The sequence below is a fragment of the Sodalis sp. RH14 genome (assembly GCF_047324285.1).
Lineage (GTDB): Bacteria > Pseudomonadota > Gammaproteobacteria > Enterobacterales > Enterobacteriaceae > Acerihabitans.
The window spans coordinates 4968059-4990024 of the sequence record NZ_CP178739.1 but is presented as its reverse complement, the minus strand read 5'-3'; the positions used below and the strand labels follow the sequence as shown (position 1 = coordinate 4990024).

Below are 21966 nucleotides of genomic sequence, written 5' to 3'. Positions count from 1 at the left end.
AAGTGATGCCGGTCAGGCGTTCGCCGCCGCCTGCTGCCGGCGGTGCTGTTTTTCACCGGACATGGTCAGCGCCAGCAGCAGCACGGCCAGGACGCAGCCGCCGATCATTATCATAAATCCGCCGTCCCAGCCGAAATAGTCCACCGTATAGCCGACCACGGAGCTGGCCGCCACCGAGCCGCCAAGATAGCCGAACAGGCCGGTAAAACCGGCGGCGGTGCCGGCGGCTTTTTTCGGCGCCAGCTCCAGGGCGTGCAGCCCTATCAGCATCACCGGACCGTAAATCAGGAAGCCAATCATCAGCATGCACAGCATATCCACGCCGGGATTGCCCACCGGATTAAGCCAGTACACTACCGTTGCGAGCGTGACCAGCACCATGAAAAACATCCCGGTGGCGCCGCGATTGCCCCTGAAAACTTTATCGGACATCCAGCCGCACAGCAGCGTGCCGGGAATACCGGCATATTCATAACAGAAATAGGTCCAGGAGGATTTATCCAGCGTGAAGTGCTTTACCTCCTTAAGGTAGGTCGGCGACCAGTCGAGAATGCCGTAGCGCAGCAGGTAAATAAACACGTTGGCCAGGGCGATATACCACAGCAGCTTATTGGGGAAGACATATTTTTGCAGGATCTGCCGGGTGGTCAGCTCCTGTTCGGCGGCGTGTTTATCATATTCCGGCGGGTAGTCGTTTTTGTATTCCTCTATCGGCGGCAGCCCGCAGGACTGGGGCGTGTCGCGCATCAGCGCGTAGGCGACCACCGCCACGACGATGGCGGCCACGGCCGGCATATACAGGGCGCTGTGCCAGTCGTTAAACCAAATCATGCCCAGCAGCAGCAGCAGCGGCGGAATGCCTCCGCCCACGTTGTGGGCGCAATTCCATACCGAGACGATGGTCCCGCGCTCCTTATGGGACCACCAATGCACCATGACGCGCCCGCACGGGGGCCAGCCCATGCCCTGGAACCAGCCGCAGGCAAACAGCAGCGCGAACATAATGGCGATGCTGGAGGTCGCCCAGGGCACGAGCCCCATAAACAGCATCACCGCGGCGGCCAGTAACAGCCCGGCCGGCAGGAATACCCGGGGATTGGAGCGATCCGACACCGAACCCATGACGAATTTGGATATGCCGTAGGCAATGGAAATGGCTGAGAAGGCAACGCCCAGGTCGCCATGGCTATAGCCTTGCTCAACCAGGTAAGGCATCGCCAGCGCAAAATTTTTACGCACCAGGTAATACGCGGCGTAGCCGAAAAAAATACCTAAAAACAGCTGCCGGCGCAGGCGGCGGTAAAGGGGATCAACCCGATGATCGGGTACGCGGGGCTGATGGGTGGCGGGTTTGAACAAACGTAGCATTTCGTCTCCGGTGATGTTGAAAAAATGACCTGCCTATACTTTTATTCAGGCAACCGAAGTATGGCCGGAGCGGCGGGGCAAAGTCGCGCATGGGCCACGTATTACGCGACCCGCGTCGGGAGGGATATTCCGTTTTTGATAGAATGCTGCGGGAATCTGATAGAAACACTTACATTAATAGGGTTATGCCGCCGGTCCGCCCGGCGCGCGACGGCAACACCACCTTGCGTCAGCGGCGCTGGATATAGGTGATGGCCAGCGCCGCGGCCAGCACCAGGCCCTTGATGATATCCATCGCATAGTAGGGTACCGACATCATGACCAGGCCGTTTTGCAATACGCCCAGGATCACCGCGCCCACAAGCGTCCCCAAGGCGTTGGGTTTGCCGGATCCCGCCAGGGAAAAGCCAATATACGCCGCGGCCACCGCGTCCATCAGGTAGCCGCCTCCGGCGTTCACCTGGGAAGACCCGATGCGCGAGGCCAGTAAAATGCCGCCCAGCGCGGCAAGCCACGATGAGATAACGTAGGCGAGGATGCGGTAACGCGCGGTACGGATGCCGGCCAGCCGCGCCGCTTCCGGATTGCCGCCGATGGCGTACATCCGGCGCCCGTGCTTGGTCAGGGATAAACCGAGCTGCACCACCACCGTGACCGCCAGCATGATAATCACAATGACCGGCACCTGGCCCAGGGTGGAAAACACCGCCGGAATCTCGCCTTCCGCCATATCGCCGCCCGGCAGCACCATATTTTGCGTGATGGAACCGCCGAAGCTGTAGGTCATCGCAACGCCCTGCACCACAAACAGCGACCCCAGGGTCGCCAGCATATCGGGGATTTTCAGCACCACGATCAGAAAGGCGTTAAACAGTCCCACCAGCGTACAGGCGGCCAGGGTCAGCACTATCGCCTGCGTGGTATCCAGGCCATGCCAGACAAACATCGACATCACCAGCGCGTTGGCAAGCGACGCGGTCGACCCCACCGACAGGTCGAAACCGCCCACCGCCAGCGACAGGGAGACGCCGATGGCAATCACGGTGACAATGGCGATGGAGCGCAGGATATTGACGATATTGTTGGGATCGAGAAAGTTGTCCGAGGCCAGGCCGAACAGCGCCACCAGCGCCACTACTGTCAGCAGCATCCCCCAACGGTATAAAAATTCAAACAAACGGTGGCGCCAGGGCAGCGCGCCAGCCTTTACGAACAGGTCGTTGCTCACGGGAGCGTACCTCCGGTTGAATATAACAGCAGGGTTTCCTCATCCGTGGCGCGCGCGTCCAACTGCGCCACGATACGGCCGTCCCACATCACGCAAATCCGATCGCACAGGCCCAGCAGCTCGGAAAACTCGCCCGAGGCATAGATAATGCCCTTGCCCCGGCGCGCCAGGCCGTCAATCAGCACAAACAGATCCTGCCTGGCCTTGATATCCACGCCTTTAGTCGGTTCGTCGAAGATCAGCACCTCGGCGTGGCCGCGCAGCCATTTGCCGATGGCCACTTTTTGCTGGTTGCCGCCCGACAGGCGCAGCAGTTGTTGATCCAGTCCGCTGGCGCGAATGCCCAGGCGATCCACCACCTGCTGCGCGAAGCGCCGCGCCCGGCCGGCGCTGAACCAGCCCCAGCGGGTAAACGTAGCGTCTGCGCAGACGCTCAGATTCATGGGGATATTCTCGTAGATAAAGATACCTTCTTTGCGCCGTTCCTCCGGCACCAGGGCCAGCCCCCGCCTTACCGCGTCATAAGGCGTCGTCGGGCGCCAGGGTTTACCGTTCAGCTCGCCGTGGACGACGCCGGCGGACGAGGCGCCGAACAATGCCTTGCACAGCTCGGTTTTACCGGCGCCGGCCAGGCCGGCTATCCCCAGGATTTCACCCCGGCGAAGCGAAAGGGAAATATCGCGCAGCAGGCTTTCATCGTGCAGTCCCTCCACCCGCAGCAGGATCGGGCTGGCGGCGGACGGACGCGGCGGCGGGAAAATAGCGTCCAGGGGATGGCCGAGCATTTTTTCAATGATATGCGCGCTGGTCAAACCGGCCATGGGGCCGTCGCCGACCCGCCTGCCGTCGCGCAGCACCGTTAACCTATCGCAGATTTGCGCCAGTTCGTGGATGCGGTGGGAAATAAACACCACGCCGATGCCTTCCGCCTGCAAACGCCGGGTCACCGCAAACAGCCGCTCGCTTTCGGCAAGATCGAGCGGCGCGGTGGGCTCGTCGAGGATCAGGAAACGGCAGCGGTGGGACAACGCCCGCGCCAGCAGGATGTGCTGTTTTTCCGCCAGCGTGCAACGGCCGACGGGCAGGCGCACGTCAAGATTGACCTCCAGCTGCGTGAGCAGCGCCTGCGCCTGCCGGTAGAGCCGGGGCCAGTGGCACAGCTGGCCGCGTTCCGCCAGCCTGTCCAGCATGATATTTTCCCCCACCGTCAGCGTCGGCACCAGCGCCACATCCACTTCCTGCTGCACCAGATGGATCCCCTGCAGCTTGGCCTGGCGCGGCGAGCGCAGATCCACCGGTTCGCCGTCTATCAGGATCTCGCCCTGGTAATGGGCGTGGGTGCCGGACAGGATGGCCATCAGTGTGGATTTGCCGGCGCCGTTAGCGCCGATCAACGCGTGCACCGAGCCGCCTTCTAGAGTGAAGTCGACCTGGTCCAATGCCCTGAAACCGGCGAAGGCAATGGAAATATGACGCATTTCCAGGCGGGACGTCTCTTTGGGCCTGGGTGTAGACATGAGCACGGGGATTTTTTCCGACACGCCATAAAGGACCGTTATTCCATAATGACGGAATATTTCATCAACAGGGGTGTTTTGGCAATAACGGAAAAAGCATAAGCTACATAAAAACGGTCTTGATCTTTATCCCTGCCGACGCGCTGACGCCCTTGAATCCCCCATGGGCGGGGCAGAGGGCAAACATTGATGGACCGGCGAGGAGATAATCCGGCAGTTGCCCCGCATCGCAGGTCACTGCCGGCCTGGTATTATCGGTGACAGCCGCGCGGGGCTGCCCGGCAAAAATCAATCGGTGCGTCTTTCCAGAATATGGAAAGTCACGTCCATGACGTCGTTGCGGATATGAGCGCGGTGATCGTCCATATGCTGCGCCTGCTGGTGCTGCTCGAGATGACGGATGCTTTTCCACTGCTCCAGCATGAAAATGGAGTCGGGGGCGGTTTTGCGCCAGGGCACCTGCGCCTTATAGTCGGTGAGCAAGGTATATTCGCTGCAACCGTCTTCCGCCAGAACGTTGGGCCGGAGTGCCTGGATGGCGGCTAAAACCGCTTCTCTTCGTCCCGGTTTCACTTTGATTTCTGCAATTACCGTGATCATCGATTCCTCAGTTTTTGGATGGGTAGTTCGGGTCGACACTAGTTAACCAAAGACGCGGCCGAGATGCTCGCGATATTTTATGATATCCCGCTCAATTTGCGGTTGTTTTATGACATCGTTACAGATAAAGGTCGGCAGCATCGACATGCCGAGGAACTGGTTGGCTTTATGGAACGGCAGGTAAACCCCGTCCACGCCCACGCCCTCGAAAAACTGATCCGGGTCCGTGAAGGCCTCAAGCGGGGCGTTCCAGGTCAGCGACAGCATATAGCCTTTGCCTTGGATCAGGCCGCCGGACCCGTATTTTTTCGTGCTGTCCGAACGCGTGCGCCCGTCACTGGCATACAGGCGCCCGTAACCGACGGTAAAAACCTCGTCGATATATTTTTTCAGGATCCAGGGCTGTCCCATCCACCAGCCGGGCATCTGGTAAATGACCGCGTCCGCCCAAAGATAATTGTCCACCTCGCGTTCACTGTCGTAACCCTGGTCCACCACCGTCACGCGGGTGTTCAGGCCAGCCTCCGTCAGGAACGTGGCGGCCACGTCGGCCATGGTGTTGTTTAAGGCGCCCTCGGAGTGGGCGAATTTTTTACCTGCGTTAATAATAAAGACGTTTTTCATTTTATCCTGCCTTAAATAGATTGAACGGCAGTGTAGCCCGCGCGGACAAAATGAAACAGGGCGCCTGACGCACAACATTTTTGTCCGCGGCGCAATAAAGCCGCGCCATCAAGCCCTGTGACAGCCGGGGGCCGGATAGGGTAGTATCATGGACTATTACCACCAAACCAAAGGGTATGGCTAGCTACCCAGACCATACCGCGGTGAGAGGAAACAACAATCAATGAGTGATTTGGCTCATGACGGCGCGGAAAGCCTGGCGCTGCATACATTTACCGAGAATGCCTACCTTAACTATTCCATGTACGTCATCATGGATCGCGCGCTGCCGTTTATCGGCGACGGCCTCAAGCCGGTACAGCGCCGTATTGTCTATGCCATGTCGGAGCTGGGGCTAAACGCCAACGCCAAATATAAAAAGTCGGCCCGTACCGTAGGCGATGTGCTGGGTAAATATCATCCCCACGGCGACAGCGCCTGCTATGAAGCCATGGTGCTGATGGCGCAGCCGTTTTCCTATCGTTATCCGCTGGTGGACGGCCAGGGCAACTGGGGGGCGCCGGACGATCCCAAGTCTTTCGCCGCCATGCGTTACACCGAGTCCCGGCTGTCCAAATACGCCGAGCTGCTGCTCGGCGAGCTCGGCCAGGGCACCGTGGATTACGCCCCTAATTTCGACGGCACGCTGCAGGAGCCGAAAACCCTGCCGGCGCGGCTGCCCAATATCCTGCTTAACGGCACCACCGGCATCGCCGTCGGCATGGCCACGGATATCCCGCCGCATAATGTCAGCGAGGTCGGCGCCGCGATTATCGCGCTGCTGGACAATCCGAAAACCACCCTTGAGCAGTTGCTGGACCATGTCAAGGGGCCTGATTATCCCACCGAGGCGGAAATCATTACCCCGCGCGAGGATATCCGCAAAATCTACCAAAGCGGACGCGGTTCGGTGCGCATGCGCGCCCTGTGGAAAATCGAGGACGGCGAGGCGGTGATTACCGCGCTGCCGCACCAGGTGTCCGGCGCCAAGGTGCTGGAACAAATCGCCGCCCAGATGCGGGCGAAGAAGCTGCCGATGGTGGAGGATCTGCGCGACGAGTCGGATCATGAAAATCCCACCCGTCTGGTGGTGGTGCCGCGTTCCAACCGGGTCGACCTGGAGGCGGTGATGCATCATCTGTTCGCCACCACCGATCTGGAGCGCAGCTACCGCATCAATATGAACATGATTGGTCTTGACGCCCGTCCGGCGGTCAAGAACCTGCTGGAAATCCTCACCGAATGGCTGGTGTATCGCCGCGACACGGTGCGCCGCCGCCTGAACTACCGGCTGGAAAAAGTGCTGCGCCGCCTGCATATCCTGCAGGGGCTGCTGGTGGCCTACCTTAACCTGGATGAGGTCATCCATATTATCCGCACCGAGGATGAGCCGAAACAGCAATTGATGCAGCGCTTTGCGCTCAGCGAGACCCAGGCCGACGCCATCCTGGAATTAAAGTTGCGCCATTTGGCTAAACTCGAAGAGATGAAAATCCGCGGCGAGCAGGCGGAGCTGGAAAAAGAGCGCGAAAAGCTGCAGGGCATCCTGGCCTCCGAGCGCAAGCTGAGCAATCTGCTGAAGAAAGAGATCGAGGCGGACATCGCCGCCTACGGCGATCCCCGCCGTTCGCCGCTGGTTGAGCGCGGCGAGGCCAGGGCGCTGAGCGAAAACGAATTGACGCCGTCGGAACCGGTGACCATCATCCTGTCCACCATGGGATGGGTGCGCAGCGCCAAGGGGCACGATATCGATCCCAGCGCGCTGAACTATAAATCCGGCGACAACTTCCTTTCCGCCGCCCGCGGCAAAAGCAACCAGCCGGTGGTGTTTATCGATTCCACGGGGCGCAGCTACGCGCTTGAGCCGTCCGTGCTGCCGTCGGCCAGAGGGCAGGGCGAGCCGTTAACCGGCAAGCTGACGCTGCCGCCCGGCGCTACCGTCGAGCAGATGCTGACCGGCATCGACCAGCAGAAACTGCTGCTGGCCTCCGATGCCGGATACGGGTTCGTCTGCACCTTCGACGATCTGGTGGCCCGCAACCGCGCCGGCAAGGTGATGCTGACCCTGCCGGAAAACGCCCGGGTCATGCCGCCGCTCTGGGTGAATGATGAGATCGAGCAATTGCTGATGGTGATTACCGAGGCGGGACGGCTGCTGCTGTTCCCGGTAAGCGATCTCCCGCAGCTTACCAAGGGCAAAGGCAATAAAATTGTCTCGATTGCCGCGGCCGACGCGGCCGCCGGCAAAGATCGCCTGGTCTGGATGCTGCTGTTGTCCACCAAGGGATCGGCTACGCTATATGTCGGCAAACGCAAATTAACCCTGCGACCGGAGGACTTGCAAAAATATCGCGCCGAACGGGGACGGAAAGGAACGCTACTGCCCCGCGGCCTGCAGCGTATCGACCGCATTGAGATAGACGACCCGCTGGCCGCGGCCGATCCTGGTCAGGCCGCGCTGCCGGACCAGTAGCGGTCCGGCCGTTGGGCCCGCGCTTTTCCGCCGGGCCCCCGGCGGCGTTGAGGTCAGCCGGCCGCGGTTTGACTTAAATGTTATCAGCGCCGTACGGGGAATAACCGTGTATTTTGTCATGAAGCCGGTATACTAGCGGCGGCTGATGGTTAAGAGGTTAATATGCTAGCGATTATTCGTACCATTGTGGTGGTGCTGCTTTCTATTTGTATTTGCGTATTTGGCTTGATTTATTGTCTGTTCAGCCCGAGAAACCCACGTCATGTCGCCACTTTCGGCCGGATGTTCGGGCGAATGGCTCCCATCCTCGGCCTGAAGGTCGAACTGCGTTACCCCCAAACGCTGGTGACCCGGCAAAACTGCATCTATATCGCCAATCATCAAAATAATTATGACATGGTGACCGCCGCGAGCATGGTGCAGCCGCGCACGGTGACGGTGGGTAAAAAAAGCCTGCTGTGGATTCCCTTTTTCGGCCAGCTTTACTGGCTGACGGGCAATCTGCTTATCGATCGCGAAAACCGTTCGCGCGCCCACGGCACCATTGCTGAAATCGTTAAGCAGATAAAGAAAAAAAACATATCCATCTGGATGTTCCCGGAGGGCACCCGCAGCCGGGGCCGCGGGCTGCTGCCGTTTAAAATGGGCGCGTTCCACGCGGCTATCGCCGCCGGGGTGCCGGTGGTGCCGATTTGCGTCTCCAATACGTCCAACGGTAAGATCAGGCTGAACCGCTGGAACAACGGCCTGGTGATCGTGGAAATTCTGCCGCCGGTGGATATCACGCCTTATGGGCGCGATCAGGTGCGCGAACTGGCCGCGCACTGCCGCGATATCATGGCGGCCAAACTGGCGGAGCTGGATGCGGAAGTGGCCCAGCGCGAAGGGCGTCCGGCGCCGCAAAAGGCCGGGTAACGGCTATGTCATTCAACAGGCGTCAGTTTATCCAGGCATCGGGGATTGCGTTATGCGCCGGCGCGCTGCCGCTGAGGGCGCGGGCCGCCGGGCAACCGACCGCCTTGCCCATTCCGCCGTTGCTGGAATCGCGCCGGGGACAGCCGCTGTTCCTGACGCTGCAACGGGCGCACTGGGAGTTTATGCCCGGCAGGCGCGCCGCCACCTGGGGTATCAACGGCGGCTACCTTGGCCCGACGGTACGGGTATACAACGGCGACGACGTTAAGCTCATCTATAACAATCGTCTTAACGAACCGGTTTCCATGACGGTCAGCGGCCTGCAAGTGCCCGGCTCGCTGATGGGCGGCGCCCCGCGCATGATGTCGGCCAGCGTCGACTGGTCGCCGGTTATCCCCATCCGCCAGCCGGCCGGCACCTGCTGGTATCACGCCAACACCCCCAACCGCATGGCGCCGCATATCTATAACGGCCTGGCGGGGCTTTGGCTGGTGGAAGATGAAGTCAGTAAGTCCTCACCTCTGCCTAATCATTACGGCGTGGACGATTTCCCGGTCATCATCCAGGATAAGCGCCTGGATAACTTTGGCGCCCCAGTCTATAACCCGCCGGCCAACGGCGGTTTTTTCGGCGACACCCTGCTGGCCAATGGCGCCCAGAGTCCGTTCGTGGAGGTTTCCCGGGGCTGGGTGCGCCTGCGGCTGCTTAACGCCTCGAACGCCAGGCGCTACCAGTTGCAGCTGAGCGACGGACGCACCATGCAGGTGGTGGCCGGCCATCAGGGGTTTTTACCGGCCCCGGTGCCGGTAAGCCAACTCTCGCTTGCCCCCGGCGAGCGGCGCGAAATCCTGATTGACATGTCGAAAGGCGAAGAAGTGGCGATCACCGCCGGCGCGGCGGCGGGCATTATGGATCGGGTGCGCGGTTTTTTTGAACCCTCGTCGATCCTGATCTCCACCATTGTGCTGACGCTCAAACCCACCGGCCTGCTGCCGCTGGTCACCGATAACCTGCCGATGCGGCTGCTGTCGGACCAGGTGATCGACGGCAATATCACCCGCACGCGGGAGTTTCATCTCGGGGGCAGCCAGCCTGAAATCAACGGCGCCATGTGGGATATGAACCGCACCGATTTCCGGGCGCTGCAAGGCAGCTTTGAGCGCTGGATCATCCACGCCGAGACGGCGCAGTCATTCCATATCCAGGGCGTGGCGTTTTTGATCAAGCGGGTCAATGGCAATTCGCCCTTGCCGGAAGACCGCGGCTGGAAGGATACGGTATGGGTCGACGGCGATGTGGAGCTGATGGTCTGGTTTCCGCAGGTGGCCGGCGACCATTTCCCGTTCCTGTATTATAGCCAGACGCTGGAAATGGCCGATCGCGGCTGCGCCGGCCAGTTTACCGTCAGTCCCGGCTAAATTGCCGGCCCGGCCATACGACTGCGGCGGCTCACGGCAATGTAAGCCACCCTCCGGATCCCGGCGGGACCCGGAGAGAATATGACCAGGCCAGTCATGCCCACCGGCGCTTATCAGGGTTTCACAAACGTATCCGGATTTGGCCCCAGTCGTTTACCGCAGTCCAGTTGGGCAATGGCGTCCAACTCGTCCTGCTGCAGCTTGAAGTCCAGCACCGCGAAGTTCTCTTTGATACGCGACGGCGTTACCGATTTCGGTATCACCACCAGGCCGGAGTCGAGATGCCAGCGGATCACGATCTGCGCCGGGCTTTTACCGTATTTTTCCGCAAGCTTGCGGATAATTGCCTGGTCAAAAACGCCTTCCCCGCCCTGGGCCAACGGGCTCCAGGATTCGGTCAGGATATCGTGGGCGGCGTTCCATTGGCGCAGTTCGCGCTGTTGCAGCAACGGATGCAGTTCGATTTGGTTAATCACCGGCGTAACCCCGGTTTCATCCAGCAGGCGCTGCAAATGAGGAGCATGGAAATTACAAACGCCAATGCTTTTTGCCAGTCCCTCCTCCTTCAGCTTGACCATATCGCGCCAGGCCTGGACATAAGTATCCTGCGAGGGTACCGGCCAGTGCATCAGATACAGATCGACATAATCAAGCTGTAGCTTCTTCAGGCTTTCTTCCAGCGCCTTAGGCGCCACCGTCTGATCGGCGTTCCACAGCTTGGTGGTGATAAACAGCTGTTCACGGGGCAATGCGGCCGCCTGCAGCGCTTCGCCGACGCCGGTCTCGTTCTTGTAAATGGCCGCGGTGTCGATAGAGCGGTAACCGACTTTCAGCGCTTCCTGCACCGCCTTCAGGACTTCTTCGTTGCTGGCCTGCCAAACGCCCAGCCCGAGCTGTGGCATGGTACGTCCATCATGAAATTTTACTGTAGGTTGCGTCGACATCATTTCTCCTTACTTTCCATGCGCCGGTCCCGTTCAGGCCGGCAGGGATCTCTCGTTGCGAGATCGGTTATTCTAGTAGAAATTGCGGTGTTGCGTGGCGTGAGTACCCCTCCATTGTGATCATCCAACGGCTGGGACTCAATGCTTATTCCTGTCCGCTATTTGCCTGTTTCTCCAAAAGACTATAGAAAAGGAGTAAAAAAAGGCACTATACCTGTAGGATCGTACAAACAAGAGAACCTTGCCATGACGCAAAATCAATCCCTCTGTACCCGTTTGTCGCTGCGCGCCATGCAATTGTTGCGGGAGGACAAGGCCGTGACCATTCCCCATGTGAAGCTGCTGCATGCCGACGCCTATTATGCCCGCACCCCGGTAATGTACGAGCCGGGCATCATTATCCTGTTCCAGGGCCGTAAAACCGGTTATCTCGGCGGCAAAACCTTTGTTTACGACGCCAGCCAATATCTGCTGCTGAGCGTGCCGCTGCCGTTCGAATGCGAGACGTTCGCCTCGCGGGAAGAGCCGCTGGTGGGATTGTTTATTGGCGTCGATACCCTGATGCTGCAGGATTTGATTATCGATATGGGGGACGATGCGCAGTTCAGGCCGGTTACCCCCCGGTCAAGCGGCATTAACGCCGCGCCGCTGACCGAAGAATTATTTTGTGCCGCCGAACGCCTGCTGGATATTATGGATAAGCCGTTGGACGCGCGGGTGCTGGGGCAGGCCGTGGTGCGCGAAATTCTGTATTACCTGCTGCAGGGCGAATGCGGCGACGCGCTGTACGCCCTGGCGAACCGGCAATCGCATTTTAACCAGATCGCCAAGATCCTGAAAAAAATTGAACGGCAGTTTGCCGATAACCTGACCATCGAGCAACTGGCGGCGGACGTCAATATGAGCCTGTCGGCGTTCCATCATAATTTCAAAGCGGTGACCAGCACTTCGCCTTTGCAATACCTGAAAACCTACCGGCTGCATAAGGCGCGCATCCTGATGCTGCATGACGGACTGAACGCCGGTACCGCGGCCATGCAGGTGGGGTATGAAAGCCCCTCGCAGTTCAGCCGGGAGTTTAAACGTTATTTCGGTATCTCGCCCCGGGAAGACGTGGCGCGCGTGCGCGTGCCGGGACATAACCCGGCGTTGCAGATATAACCCCCGCCGGGGGGAGAAAAAGGGGGCTAGGCGGCATCCTTGACCTTGCGTTTGCGCAGCAGCAGCACCAGCGTGCCTACCAGCCCGCTGCACAGCAATACCAGCGGCAGCACCATCAGGATCATCATCACCTGGTCTTCATGGTGTTTTACCAACGGCACATGGCTGATGGCGAATCCCAGCGTCAGCAGCGTGCCGACCCATATCAGGGCGCTTAACCAGTTAAACAGCTGGAAACGGGTGCTGCTTAAGCCGGAAATTCCCGCCATGGTGGGCAACAGCGTGCGGATAAACGCCAGGAAACGGCCGACCAGCAGCGCCATCAGGCCATGGCGATTGAACATCGCGTAGGCGCGCTGATGGTAATGGGCGGGCAGGTGCAGCAGCCAGCCGCGGACAATACGGGTATCCCCGAGCCAGCGGCCCTGCAGATAACTGAACCAGCAGCCAAGGCTTGCCGCCACGGTAAGGATGATAAGGGTGGGTATAAACGCCATCACCCCCTTCGCCACCATGGCGCCCGATAGCAGCAACAGGCTATCGCCGGGTAAAAACGAGGCCGGCAGCAATCCGTTTTCCAGGAATAGGGTGGCGAACATCACACAGTAAACTATCCCGATTACCCGCGGATTTGCCAGGGCGGCGAAATCCTGTTGCCAAAGCGCGCGGATAATCTCATGTAATACGCTCATCTCTACCTGCTTATCTCATTTTATTGGCAGCTTAACGTTAACATCCCTGTCTGTCCTCGATCGCGTACGCAATCAGACAATATTTATTAACTATTTTAGACCTGATCCCGGGTATGCGCGATGAGACGCTTCCTCAATCCTGGCGAAACCGGCGGCGAGATCGGCGATCAGGTCATCGGTATTTTCCAGGCCGATATGTAGCCTGACCAGGGTGCCGGTAAAGTCGACTCCGCCGGCGGGGCGGATAGCCGCGATGTCCTCGGGCTGGTTGGCCAGGATCAGCGATTCAAAACCACCCCATGAATAAGCCATGCTGAAATGGATGAAGTGATCGAGATAATACTCCAGTTGCGCCTGGCTCAGACGCGCTTTCAGCACAAAAGAGAACAGTCCGCTCGCGCCGGTAAAATCACGGACAAAAAACGCATGGCCTTTACAGCTGGGCAACGCCGGATGGTTGACCACCGCCACTTCCGGCCGGCCGGCCAGCCAGGAGGCTACCCGCATGCCGTTCTCGGCGTGTTGCTTAAGACGCACGCCCAGGGTGCGCAGGCCGCGCGCGGCCATATACGCGCTATCGGCATCCACCATCTGGCCCATCAAATACGATTGTTCGCGCAACTGATCCCAGCAGCGGTCGTTGGCGACCGCCGTGCCGAGCATGGCGTCGGAGTGACCGATAATATATTTGGTGCCGGCCTGGATGGAAATATCCACGCCCAGTTCCAGGGCCGGCAACAAAATGCCCGCCGCCCAGGTATTATCCAGCATAATCACGATATCGGGGTTGATCGCGCGAACGGCTTTCACGATCGCCGGGATATCCTGTACTTCCATGGTGATGGACCCCGGCGATTCCAGGAATACCACCCGCGTGTTTTCCTGGATTAAGGCGGCGATCCCGGCGCCTATCAGCGGATCGAACCAGGTGGTGGCGACATTCAGCTTGCCCAGGATATGGCGGCAAAAATCCGTGGTCGGCTCATAGACTGAGCCGGTAACCAGGATATGGTCGCCCGCCGAGACGAACGAGAGAATGGCATTGGTCACTGCCGCCGCGCCGCAGGGGTATAGGGCGCATCCCGCCCCGCCTTCCAGTTCCACCATGGCCTGCTGCAGGGAAAAATGGGTCAGCGTTCCGCGCCGGCCATAGAACAGCTCGCCCTGGGCACGTCCGGCGGTGGCTTTTTTTTTCGCCTGGACCGAGTCAAAGACCAACGACGAGGCCCGCTGGATAACCGCATTGACCGACCCTTGGGTATATTTTTTATCCCTGCCGGCGGTAATCAACGCCGTCTCGATTTTCTTAGCCTTCATTATCCACGCTACGCCTTTAACTGATTGTCTGTACTGAAGGGTCCACCGGCGCAATGACGCCGGTGTTCGCTGTGCTACGTTAACATGAATACGCCGCGGCGGCAGGCGTTTTGGCCGGGCTGAAACGATTTATAATAATATTAATTTTGATTTAAAAAGAGGGATCCGGCATAAGCGCCGCCGCCGCCGTAACCCGCGCGTGCGGGAACTGAACGGTTCTTTAACCGAAGTGTTAATAACGTTATTTTCCATGGCGAGGTGTTATTAGGTTGATGAGCGCAGGATAAATTTTATCGCGGGTTGTCGGTGGCGCAAGAATGGTTGATACAAATAATAATGAGAACCACTATCAATTCCCGTTCTGTTTGCTATCATTCTGGCTGGATTATTTTTTAGCAAAGTTTTAGGTGGAGGCGCAGCGTGAAAATGGCTGTTTTACAACGGGTCCAGGTCCTGTCCCAAAGGGCGCAGCGACGTGCTTATTCATTATCCGCAGTGTTGCGTGGCATGTCCGTCGCGATGCTTATGGTATTTGGCCTGACAGGGCCGGCCGCCGCCGCCGCGCCGGATACCGCCCCCGCGCCGATGGGAACCGCCGCCGTCGCCGCGCCGCAAGACGAGGGCGTGCCGCAAATGCTGCCGCAGGCGATACCTGTCGACGCCTCCGGCCAGCGGTTGCTGCCGCAGATGGATCTGTCGGTATGGGGTATGTATCAGCATGCCGATGTGGTGGTCAAGACCGTGATGATTGGGCTGCTGATTGCCTCCATCATCACCTGGGCGTTGTTTTTTGGTAAAAGCGCCGAACTGTCGTCGGCGAAACGCCGGCTGCGCCGCGAGATGGCGTCGCTTGCGGAGGTGAAGAGCCTGGACGAGGCTTTTTCGGCCGCGGCGGCATTTAAAGAAGCCAGCGTCGCCGGCCGGCTGCTGGCCATGACGCAAAATGAGCTGGATCTCTCCGCCGAGTCTAACGACAGCAACGGCATTAAAGAGCGTGTCGCCTTCCGGCTGGAACGCAGCGTCGCGGCCACCAGCCGCGCGATGGGTAAAGGCAATGGTTTTCTGGCCACCATCGGCGCCATTTCGCCGTTTATCGGTTTATTCGGGACCGTTTGGGGCATCATGAACAGTTTTATCGGCATCGCCCATACCCAGACCACTAACCTGGCGGTAGTGGCGCCGGGCATTGCCGAGGCGCTGCTGGCCACGGCCATCGGTCTGTTCGCCGCTATCCCCGCCGTGGTTATCTATAATATTTTTGCGCGCACTATCGCCGGCTATAAAGCCATGGTGGGAGATTGCGCCGCGCAGGTTCTCCTGTTATTGGGCCGTGATTTGGATCTGGCCGCCAGCGCCGGGCGTCAAAGCGCGCATGCCGTGGCAAAGTTTCGGATAGGTTAAGCGATGGCAATGCACTTGAATGAAGACATTGACGGCGACGGGGAGATGCACGATATCAACGTGACGCCGTTTATCGATGTGATGTTGGTGTTGTTGATTATTTTTATGGTGGCCGCCCCGCTGGCAACGGTGGATATCCGGGTGGATTTGCCCAACTCCACCGCGGCCCCGCAGCCGCGTCCGGAAAAGCCGGTTTACCTGTCGGTAAAAGGGGATAAGCAGTTGTTCCTCGGTGATCAACCCGTCACACCGGCTAACCTGGCGACGTCGCTGGATACGCTGACCCAGGGCAATAAAGACACCACGATTTTTTTCCAGGCTGATAAAAGCGTTGATTACGAGACCTTGATGTCGGTAATGGATAACCTGCGCCAGGGAGGGTACTTCAAGGTGGGGTTGGTTGGGGCGGAATCCGGCGGCAAGCGCTAGGCTGCTGTGAATTCGGCGGCTTTGAGCCGGTGCTGGCGGGCCTGGCCCGCCATGGAACGGTTAGCTTAAGTGATTGCCGCCGGTGACGCCGTGGACTTCGGCCGTGACGTAGCTGGATTCCTGCGAAGCCAGATAGACATAGATGGGCGCCAGTTCGGCGGGTTGACCGGCACGGCCAAGCGGGGTCTGCGTGCCGAATGAAGGCAGCTTTTCGGTGGGCTGTCCGCCGGACACCTGCAATACGGTCCAAATGGGGCCGGGCGCCACGCAGTTAACCCTGATGCCTTTGGCGGCGACCTGTTTAGCCAGTCCGCGGGTAAAGTTCAGGATGGCGGCTTTGGTGGCCGCGTAATCCAGTAACGACGGACTGGGCTGGTAGGCCTGGATGGACGAGGTGGTAATGATGGACGCGCCGGCGGGCAGGTACGGCAACGCCGCCTTGGTCATCCAGAACAGTGAAAAGACATTGGTTTCAAACGTTTTGCGGAACTGTTCGGTCGTCAGATCGGCAATATCCTCCACCGCCGTTTGTTTCCCGGCCACCAGCGCCAGGATATCCAGGCCGCCCAGTTGGTTGTACGCATCTTCCACCACTTTGACATTTACCGACTCGTCGCTTAAATCACCGGGCAGCATAAATACTTTGCGTCCCGCTTCCTTAATCAGTTCCGCTACCTGTTCGGCGTCTTTATGTTCATCGGGATGATATGCCAGGGCGATATCCGCCCCTTCCCGGGCATAGGCGATGGCCACGGCGCGTCCGATGCCGGAATCAGCGCCGGTAACCAAGGCCTTGCGTCCGGCCAGGCGGCCGCTGCCGCGATAGGTTTGCTCACCGCAATCAGGAACCGGGGTCATGTCGGATTGTAGTCCGGGCGCGTCCTGGCGTTGTTCAGGAAAGTCCTCCCGGGTATATTGGGTCACGGGATTACGCATGGTATATTGATCAAAATCAGCCATCTTTCTCTCCTTTTAAATAATAAGCATACCTATTTAAACTTAAGCCTAGTTGATTTTACGGATTTGTCGAATATAAAAATTTAGAGCGATTATTTTAATCTCAATTATAAATAACCATAAAATGCCAACAGGTGCATTAATATTTATTTAAAATTAATGGATATGTTCCAATTGACTAAATTACCATGCTATAAATTAATAAAATTACCCGGGTTTTTATTCAAAAAAATAAGAGAGTAATAATGATCAAGGTCTAGAAAAAATAACCCTTGGCATCAGGCGGATTGTCGCTGTTAACACTCCTGCTGCCCGGGTCCACGCGGCTGCGGAAGCTGCGGATAAAATGTAAATTGTGCTCGCGCCAGCGTGTGACGCATATACGGCGCTGCCCCAAATATTCGCCCGCGGGACTCAGGCATGCCGGCACGGCGTCGCAATGGTTTGTGTTGCCGTTCGCGCTGTAGAACGAATACGCGCCCGCCGGCGTGCAGGGGCCTTCATCGTTTATCGCGGCGGATCCCGCGATGGTATCAGCGCCCGCCGGCGCGCACCACTCGTCTTCCTCTTCTGACACCAGCGTAAGGTTACCTTCCGCGTCTTCATGGATAATGCAAAAATCACCTTTCAGCAGCGCAATGATGCTCATGCCGTGGCGCTTCACCGCCAGGCTGATGATCTCTTCGCTGATCGGATCGGCGCCGGAGGGGTAATAATTGAATAATAAGTAATTTAGCAGCGGCAGGTTGTCGATATGGCCGATAATATGCCATGATTCATCTCCCTGATTATACGTCTTATAGGGTGTGCCGTCACCGATAAATAATTGGCCTTGCCTTAACCGATGTATTTTTCCGTGCGGACGTGATGTGATGGTTAAGATATTATTTCCTTGGTTAAGGATGACACAAAAACGATTGCTCATACACCCTCTTGTAACTATTAATTATGCTAATTACTGTTATAAAAAATAACCGGTTGCAAAGACATTACACGTTATCGATACGGGTAAAAAGCTAGTATTAAGTACAGTTATTGCCTGTACTTTAGTACAGGTTGTTAGGGCTTTTCTTAACTGATACCATAAATTAACTTTGTATTAAGTTAAATCAAAGAGCATTAATATATAATCATAAAAGGGTGGACTATGTTTAATTTAATTAGTGTTAAGTACCAGGATATTATCAATGATAAACTCGATGAATTATATCTGCTGCGTAAAAAAACCTTCAAGGATCGCCTGGACTGGCAGGTCACCTGCGTCGGAGACCGGGAATTTGACGGCTATGATAATGAACACACCCATTATTTATTAGGATGCTATGGCGGTGAAATCGTCTGCAGCGTGCGTTTCATAACCATGGACCAGCCGAATATGATTACGGGCCCTTTTAAGGATTTTTTTAATTATCAGGCGCCTGAAGACGGTGCCTTGATTGAGTCCAGCCGCTTTTTTGTTGATAAAGGGCGGGTAAAGGACCTTGCCGAGACAAAGCTGCCGTTTTGCCATTTGCTGTTCCTGGGGATGGTGAATTATGCCCGAATGCTTGGCAAGCAGGCAATAATGACGGTATGCAGTAAATCAATGTATACCATTCTTAAGCGGAGCGGCTGGAATATAGCGATCGAGAGTACCGGATTATCGGAAAAAAAAGAGCCGGTATATTTGCTGCGTCTCGGCATCGGTGAAGACAGCCAGGACGCGTTGATCAAATATATACGCCGTCATTATTATTGTGAGGGAAGTTATCTGAAAAAATGGCCTATTTATCTTTGAGCGCTTAGGTGCATCATGGGTCATGCCAGGGTTTATTTTAAGTGTTTTATCGTCAATGTCGTTTCAATTAAATAAGATGAAAATAGGTAACGGTTGGGATGGGTCTGTAACCATGGCATGACAATGTCCACCGCCATTATTCATAACGATTTCCCGATGATGACGGCGCCAGTCATTGCCCGCTGCCTTGACGCCGCCGCAATTATTCATGGGTATTCAACAGTTGCAGGTCAGATGCCTTTTTAATGGCGTGTTTGGCATTCACTACGCCAAGTTTTACAATGACATTACTGATATGGAATTTAACGGTACTCTCCGTTATGCCCATGATGATGGCAATCTCGCCATAGGTTTTCCCGAGGCTTGCCCAGCGAAGGACTTCGGTTTCCCGGGTGGTTAACGTTCTTTCATCTCTCTCAGGCAGCGCATGATAGGGATGTATGAGCATAAATTGCTCATGGACGGAGAGCAGCAGCAGCTGGATATTTCTTTTATGCTCCTCGATGCGCTGTTTGAGAAGCGCGCATTCCTCCTCCGCGTACAGGGTTAAGGTTGCCAGATTATTTTCATGATCGTGCAGTGGGAAAGTATAACCGCTGAGGATATTATATTCTTTCGCGGCCGAGAAAATTTTACTATAGGCGCTACTATTGAATAATGGCGTTTTGTCATCCCACACGAAGGGCATGATGCTTTTTCGCGCCAATAAGACAACGGGATCGTATTTATATAATGTCATATTGATATATTTCTCTATCCATTTTTCCGGATAGTTGGAGTAGATAACCGGCGGCTTCGGGTATCTTTTGTTAATCACGGCGTAGGCAAACCGGGTTTGCGCCGGAAAGCGAAATTCACGAAAAATAGTATCGCTAATGTTTTTAATGATAAGATTGTGTTCATTTTTCCTGATTGAATTTGCAGTAAGAAGCATATGAATCTCATCATTTTAGCTGAGTTTAGTTAATGATCTGGGATATATTTAATACATTGAAATGCAGGTTTTTATTATATAATATTATTTTAATCGATAGTAAATCAGTTAACAGATTCGGTCAATGAGAAAATGCGTCCCGCTAAAAAAATCATTATATATATAAGCATAAAGCTAATTATTTTAATTTATATTATTCATCGTGTAAGATACTTTCTGTCTGCGCCTTGTGCCCGGCGTTGTCCGCTTGCCGGCCAGCCTGGCCGTCCGTATAATCCCTGACAAGCTGCTCCTGTGATATCGCCTCCCTGCCCGAAGCATTAGGAGTGAAATAATTAACTGGGTGTATACTCAAACCAGTTACCACAGTTTCGCAGAGGCGAATACGCGGGATTGCATCTCCCCCGGGGATGTGCCGAGGAGTAGGGAACGCACAATGCCTATCAGCCTGAAAAGCAGGATCATAGCAAAAATCGCCAACAAGTATCGCATGCTCTTTTGGGTAATCATTCCCTTGTGCTTTTTTATTTTTTCCGTTTCTCTCATTAGTTTTTTTGCTTACCAGACGTTGAAATCCCGCGCCGATCATGAGATAGGCAGTACGCTGGCCTTTGTCGACACGCTATTAAACGACGCCGACGCAACGGCCGATGAAGCCATCATGTTATTGAACCGACCTTGCGCGGAGATCGTCGATCGATTACGCATGATCAACATGCGCCATTCGCTGGTGCGCACCGTTATCCTGGATCATCAAGGCCTGGTGTATTGCTCCCCGGTGCCGGCGCCGCCCAATATGAAGCCGCGCAAATACGCAGCGGAAATGCGCGATCTGACGCCGGAAATCGAGCTGCGCGCCGGCACGCTCCTGTTTCCCGGCATTGCCGTCATCGTGTTGCGCAAGCATCGCGGCAATGACGGCGTCAGCGTGGTCATTGATACGCAATATATGCATTATATGATGGATGCGGTGGGATCCAATAACCGGATTTTCCTGAGCATAAAGAATCAATCCCTGTCGCCTGATGGGCGGCTGATCCCATCTGACAAGCTGCAAACCGGGTTTATCGCCGTCAACCGGGTTTCGCGGGTTTTTCCTTTTGCGTTGAGCATCGCCATTACCCAACGTCAGTTTTTTGACTATATGGTCGATACGTATGCCGTCATAATCCTGTTTTCAGTGGTGGTTTGCCTGGTCATGTCGCTGCTTATCCGCAACTGGCTGGCGGCTACCACGTCCATTCGCACCAATATGGCCCTGGCGCTGAAGCGTAATGAGTTTGAACCCTATTTCCAGCCGGTGATGAATGTGGCCAACGATCGTTGCGCCGGCGTGGAGATCCTCACGCGCTGGCGGCATCCCACGGACGGATTTGTTTCTCCCGAGGTATTTATCCCGCTGGCCGAAGAGTCGGGCCTCATCATTCCCTTAACGCGTCAGCTTATGCAGCAGGTAGCTACGGTGATTGCCGATAGCGCGGTGCATTGGCGGGAGAGGCTGCATGTCGCCATCAATATCTCGGCTAACCATCTTGCCGACCGGCAGATTGTGGAAGATTGCCGGACTTTTTTGCAGACGGTGCAGGATAAAAATATCCGGCTGGTACTGGAGCTGACGGAACGGCAATTTATCGACGTCAACGATACGACGCTGGCCGTGCTGGCCGAGCTGCAACAACTCGGGGTGGCGATTGCCATCGACGACTTCGGCACGGGATATTCCGGCCTGTCCTATCTGAGCAAGATGAATATCGATTTCCTGAAGATCGATCAATCCTTCGTGGCGATGATTGAAGAGGAGACCACTTCCCGGATTATCGTGGACGTGGTTATCGATCTGGCGGTAAAGCTGGATATGAAGCTGATTGCCGAAGGGGTGGAAAACGCGCGGCAAAAGGCGTATTTGCTGGATAAACAGGTGTTCTTTCAGCAAGGCTACTTTTTCTCCAGGCCGATGGCGCTGACGCAATTTTCCCTGTATATGCGCGAGGAACACGCGCGCCATGCCGCCACAGCTATAGCACCATAATCCGGCTTGCTGGTTTTTTATAATCGTTTTGTGAGCTTAATCCCAAACAAAAATAGTGCCTTATTTATCCATATATACAGCCAATATGTATATGGATAATTTTTCCGTATCCTTCCATATTTCAATCGTTTTCTTCGCATAAG

At 56.2% G+C, this 21966-nt stretch carries 19 protein-coding genes; 8 read left to right on the top strand and 11 right to left on the bottom strand.

Annotated features, from left to right (window positions below; genetic code table 11):
• Positions 1-12 precede the first annotated feature (12 nt).
• The 5 genes from glpT to ACL2XQ_RS22660 form a co-directional block, all read right to left on the bottom strand.
• Positions 13-1368 carry a glycerol-3-phosphate transporter gene (gene glpT / locus ACL2XQ_RS22680; protein ID WP_413739742.1) on the bottom strand — a complete coding sequence of 452 codons (1356 nt, stop codon included), beginning with the start codon at positions 1366-1368 and terminating at the stop codon, positions 13-15.
• A 229-nt stretch (positions 1369-1597) separates the two neighbouring features.
• Positions 1598-2584 (bottom strand): ABC transporter permease, encoded by a 987-nt coding sequence (locus ACL2XQ_RS22675; RefSeq protein ID WP_413728854.1) that lies wholly within the window; start codon positions 2582-2584, stop codon positions 1598-1600.
• A gap of 8 nt (positions 2585-2592) precedes the next feature.
• Positions 2593-4113, bottom strand: a complete 1521-nt coding sequence (locus tag ACL2XQ_RS22670; RefSeq protein ID WP_413739741.1) for a sugar ABC transporter ATP-binding protein — start codon at positions 4111-4113, stop codon at positions 2593-2595.
• 288 nt (positions 4114-4401) lie between these two features.
• A complete protein-coding gene (locus tag ACL2XQ_RS22665; protein ID WP_162366350.1) occupies positions 4402-4713 on the bottom strand; it encodes a putative quinol monooxygenase in 312 nt (103 codons plus the stop codon).
• A 42-nt stretch (positions 4714-4755) separates the two neighbouring features.
• Complete coding sequence (locus ACL2XQ_RS22660) at positions 4756-5337, bottom strand: NAD(P)H-dependent oxidoreductase (RefSeq protein ID WP_410013449.1); 582 nt, start codon at positions 5335-5337, stop codon at positions 4756-4758.
• 223 nt (positions 5338-5560) lie between these two features.
• On the opposite strand from ACL2XQ_RS22660, the gene parC reads away from it, so the two are divergent.
• From parC to ftsP, 3 genes are all read left to right on the top strand, one after another.
• Positions 5561-7849, top strand: coding sequence for a DNA topoisomerase IV subunit A (gene parC / locus ACL2XQ_RS22655; RefSeq protein WP_413739740.1), 2289 nt, complete (start codon positions 5561-5563; stop codon positions 7847-7849).
• A gap of 162 nt (positions 7850-8011) precedes the next feature.
• A complete protein-coding gene (locus ACL2XQ_RS22650) occupies positions 8012-8764 on the top strand; it encodes a 1-acylglycerol-3-phosphate O-acyltransferase (RefSeq protein ID WP_410013451.1) in 753 nt (250 codons plus the stop codon).
• Between the two features lie 5 nt (positions 8765-8769).
• A complete protein-coding gene (gene ftsP, locus ACL2XQ_RS22645) occupies positions 8770-10182 on the top strand; it encodes a cell division protein FtsP (protein ID WP_413739739.1) in 1413 nt (470 codons plus the stop codon).
• A 113-nt stretch (positions 10183-10295) separates the two neighbouring features.
• On the opposite strand, the gene dkgA is transcribed toward ftsP, so the two are convergent.
• Entirely contained in the window at positions 10296-11126 is an 831-nt protein-coding gene (gene dkgA / locus ACL2XQ_RS22640) for a 2,5-didehydrogluconate reductase DkgA (RefSeq protein ID WP_410016726.1), read from the bottom strand.
• Positions 11127-11417: 291 nt separating this feature from the next.
• On the opposite strand from dkgA, the gene ACL2XQ_RS22635 reads away from it, so the two are divergent.
• Positions 11418-12287: an AraC family transcriptional regulator gene (locus ACL2XQ_RS22635; protein WP_413740544.1), complete on the top strand. Its 870-nt coding sequence runs from the start codon at positions 11418-11420 to the stop codon at positions 12285-12287.
• A 26-nt stretch (positions 12288-12313) separates the two neighbouring features.
• On the opposite strand, the gene ACL2XQ_RS22630 is transcribed toward ACL2XQ_RS22635, so the two are convergent.
• Positions 12314-12979, bottom strand: a complete 666-nt coding sequence (locus ACL2XQ_RS22630) for a DedA family protein (protein WP_410013453.1) — start codon at positions 12977-12979, stop codon at positions 12314-12316.
• Positions 12980-13069: 90 nt separating this feature from the next.
• On the bottom strand, positions 13070-14296 hold the full coding sequence (gene metC, locus ACL2XQ_RS22625; RefSeq protein ID WP_410013454.1) for a cystathionine beta-lyase: 1227 nt from the start codon (positions 14294-14296) through the stop codon (positions 13070-13072).
• A 426-nt stretch (positions 14297-14722) separates the two neighbouring features.
• Between metC and exbB the strand changes: the two genes are divergently transcribed.
• Positions 14723-15697, top strand: a complete 975-nt coding sequence (gene exbB / locus ACL2XQ_RS22620) for a tol-pal system-associated acyl-CoA thioesterase (protein ID WP_413731905.1) — start codon at positions 14723-14725, stop codon at positions 15695-15697.
• Positions 15698-15700: 3 nt separating this feature from the next.
• Positions 15701-16126 carry a TonB system transport protein ExbD gene (gene exbD / locus ACL2XQ_RS22615; RefSeq protein ID WP_410013456.1) on the top strand — a complete coding sequence of 142 codons (426 nt, stop codon included), beginning with the start codon at positions 15701-15703 and terminating at the stop codon, positions 16124-16126.
• Positions 16127-16186: 60 nt separating this feature from the next.
• Here exbD and ACL2XQ_RS22610 read toward each other — a convergent pair whose 3' ends face one another.
• On the bottom strand, positions 16187-17086 hold the full coding sequence (locus ACL2XQ_RS22610; protein ID WP_410013457.1) for an SDR family oxidoreductase: 900 nt from the start codon (positions 17084-17086) through the stop codon (positions 16187-16189).
• 253 nt (positions 17087-17339) lie between these two features.
• Positions 17340-18008 carry a carbapenam-3-carboxylate synthase domain-containing protein gene (locus ACL2XQ_RS22605; RefSeq protein WP_413721482.1) on the bottom strand — a complete coding sequence of 223 codons (669 nt, stop codon included), beginning with the start codon at positions 18006-18008 and terminating at the stop codon, positions 17340-17342.
• A gap of 222 nt (positions 18009-18230) precedes the next feature.
• Between ACL2XQ_RS22605 and ACL2XQ_RS22600 the strand changes: the two genes are divergently transcribed.
• Positions 18231-18860 carry an acyl-homoserine-lactone synthase gene (locus tag ACL2XQ_RS22600; RefSeq protein WP_410013459.1) on the top strand — a complete coding sequence of 210 codons (630 nt, stop codon included), beginning with the start codon at positions 18231-18233 and terminating at the stop codon, positions 18858-18860.
• Positions 18861-19062: 202 nt separating this feature from the next.
• On the opposite strand, the gene ACL2XQ_RS22595 is transcribed toward ACL2XQ_RS22600, so the two are convergent.
• Entirely contained in the window at positions 19063-19794 is a 732-nt protein-coding gene (locus tag ACL2XQ_RS22595) for a helix-turn-helix transcriptional regulator (protein ID WP_410013460.1), read from the bottom strand.
• Between the two features lie 436 nt (positions 19795-20230).
• Between ACL2XQ_RS22595 and ACL2XQ_RS22590 the strand changes: the two genes are divergently transcribed.
• Entirely contained in the window at positions 20231-21823 is a 1593-nt protein-coding gene (locus tag ACL2XQ_RS22590) for an EAL domain-containing protein (RefSeq protein WP_410013461.1), read from the top strand.
• Positions 21824-21966: the final 143 nt, after the last annotated feature.

Excerpts from the sequence above, each read along its gene's own strand:
- exbD (WP_410013456.1), top strand. The coding sequence starts at position 15,701 with ATGGCAATGCACTTGAATGAAGACATTGACGGCGACGGGGAGATGCAC.
- ACL2XQ_RS22650 (WP_410013451.1), top strand. The coding sequence starts at position 8,012 with ATGCTAGCGATTATTCGTACCATTGTGGTGGTGCTGCTTTCTATTTGT.
- dkgA (WP_410016726.1), bottom strand. The coding sequence starts at position 11,126 with ATGTCGACGCAACCTACAGTAAAATTTCATGATGGACGTACCATGCCA.
- ACL2XQ_RS22660 (WP_410013449.1), bottom strand. The coding sequence starts at position 5,337 with ATGAAAAACGTCTTTATTATTAACGCAGGTAAAAAATTCGCCCACTCC.
- ACL2XQ_RS22605 (WP_413721482.1), bottom strand. The coding sequence starts at position 18,008 with ATGAGCAATCGTTTTTGTGTCATCCTTAACCAAGGAAATAATATCTTA.
- ACL2XQ_RS22590 (WP_410013461.1), top strand. The coding sequence starts at position 20,231 with ATGCCTATCAGCCTGAAAAGCAGGATCATAGCAAAAATCGCCAACAAG.
- glpT (WP_413739742.1), bottom strand. The coding sequence starts at position 1,368 with ATGCTACGTTTGTTCAAACCCGCCACCCATCAGCCCCGCGTACCCGAT.
- metC (WP_410013454.1), bottom strand. The coding sequence starts at position 14,296 with ATGAAGGCTAAGAAAATCGAGACGGCGTTGATTACCGCCGGCAGGGAT.
- ACL2XQ_RS22630 (WP_410013453.1), bottom strand. The coding sequence starts at position 12,979 with ATGAGCGTATTACATGAGATTATCCGCGCGCTTTGGCAACAGGATTTC.
- parC (WP_413739740.1), top strand. The coding sequence starts at position 5,561 with ATGAGTGATTTGGCTCATGACGGCGCGGAAAGCCTGGCGCTGCATACA.
- ftsP (WP_413739739.1), top strand. The coding sequence starts at position 8,770 with ATGTCATTCAACAGGCGTCAGTTTATCCAGGCATCGGGGATTGCGTTA.
- ACL2XQ_RS22610 (WP_410013457.1), bottom strand. The coding sequence starts at position 17,086 with ATGGCTGATTTTGATCAATATACCATGCGTAATCCCGTGACCCAATAT.
- ACL2XQ_RS22600 (WP_410013459.1), top strand. The coding sequence starts at position 18,231 with ATGTTTAATTTAATTAGTGTTAAGTACCAGGATATTATCAATGATAAA.
- ACL2XQ_RS22635 (WP_413740544.1), top strand. The coding sequence starts at position 11,418 with ATGCAATTGTTGCGGGAGGACAAGGCCGTGACCATTCCCCATGTGAAG.
- ACL2XQ_RS22665 (WP_162366350.1), bottom strand. The coding sequence starts at position 4,713 with ATGATCACGGTAATTGCAGAAATCAAAGTGAAACCGGGACGAAGAGAA.
- ACL2XQ_RS22670 (WP_413739741.1), bottom strand. The coding sequence starts at position 4,113 with ATGTCTACACCCAGGCCCAAAGAGACGTCCCGCCTGGAAATGCGTCAT.
- exbB (WP_413731905.1), top strand. The coding sequence starts at position 14,723 with ATGGCTGTTTTACAACGGGTCCAGGTCCTGTCCCAAAGGGCGCAGCGA.
- ACL2XQ_RS22595 (WP_410013460.1), bottom strand. The coding sequence starts at position 19,794 with ATGCTTCTTACTGCAAATTCAATCAGGAAAAATGAACACAATCTTATC.